Genomic DNA, 1,221 nt, shown 5'->3' on the forward strand with positions numbered 1-1,221 from the left:
GGGGATGTAAGCCGGAACCCCAGAAATTTCCGTCACCCTAGTTGGGTGGGCTCAACACTCGTGTCACCAGCTACCTTCTGGAGAATCGAGCTCGGCCATCCCTCCCTGGACGGGCATCGCTCGACGATGTTCAACGGCTCCCTCACGGGGCCGTCGTTTTGTGGGGGCTATTCCATCCACAAGTCGTCGAGGTTCTTGAAGTTCCAGAGCGTCGGGTCTTCGGGGCCAGTGATACTGTCCTTGCAACTCGTGGCCGCCAGGTCGATGGTCTGCATCGGGATCGGCTCTCTCGAGCGTAGCGAGAAGAACACGCGAACCTTGGGAGTCAGCAGTGATTCCATTCCCGGCTCAACGACAACGGCCAGACGCTGAGAGGACAGGCGAACCAAGGAGCCGACGGGGTAGATGCCCACGGCCTTGACGAAGGCGTGGAAGATGCGTTTGTCGAAATGGCCCTCCCACTTGGCCATCTGCCGCATCGCCGCGGACGGGTCCCACGGCTTTTTGTAGGCTCGCTCCGACGTCACGGCATCATAGACGTCGCAGATTGCGCCCATGCGGGCCAGGAGTGAAATGGCGTCACCGGCCAAGCGATCCGGGTAGCCGGTTCCGTCGATCTTCTCGTGATGGTGCAGGGCAATGTCCACCACCCCGGGCTCGGCCCCGCCTGCGCGCAGCATCTTTGCGCCCTCCACAGGGTGGCGCTTCATGATGGCGAACTCGGCATCGGTGAGCTTGCCTGGTTTGTTAAGCACTTCCAGCGGCATCGCGGCCTTGCCTAGGTCGTGCATCAGTCCGCCGATGCCAGCCAGGCGCGTTTGCTCCTCGTCTAGATCGAGATGCCGGGCCAGCGATAGCATCAGGGCGCAGACGGCAACCGAGTGCAGGTAGGTGTAATCGTCGTGCGTTTTGATGCGTGCGACGCTGATGAGGGCATGAGGTTGGCGCAGCACCGAGGCAGCGATTTCTCCGACCAGCGGCAACGTCGTGCTTGGGTCGACGGCCTTGCCAAGCCGGGCTTCCTGGAACATGTCCATGACTTGGGACTTGGCCGCAAGACAGAGTTTCCGTGCATAACACATTTCGCTCTCCATTGAGGTTGCGCCGTCACTTTTCTTGCTTAGTGGACTAGACGGCAGAGATTGCTCCTCCGACAATTCTCTGGGCTCTGGGCTCTGGGCTCTGGGCTCTGGGCTCTGGGCTCTGGGCTCTGGGCTCTGG

The 1,221-nt window shown here is 61.3% G+C and carries 1 protein-coding gene; it reads right to left on the reverse strand.

What is annotated here, in order from left to right:
* Positions 1-167 precede the first annotated feature (167 nt).
* Complete coding sequence (locus tag PG881_RS23510) at positions 168-1,037, reverse strand: HD-GYP domain-containing protein (protein WP_223198360.1); 870 nt, start codon at positions 1,035-1,037, stop codon at positions 168-170.
* Positions 1,038-1,221: the final 184 nt, after the last annotated feature.

The organism is Aeromonas sp. QDB54 (genome assembly GCF_027707385.1).
Lineage (GTDB): Bacteria > Pseudomonadota > Gammaproteobacteria > Enterobacterales > Aeromonadaceae > Aeromonas > Aeromonas hydrophila.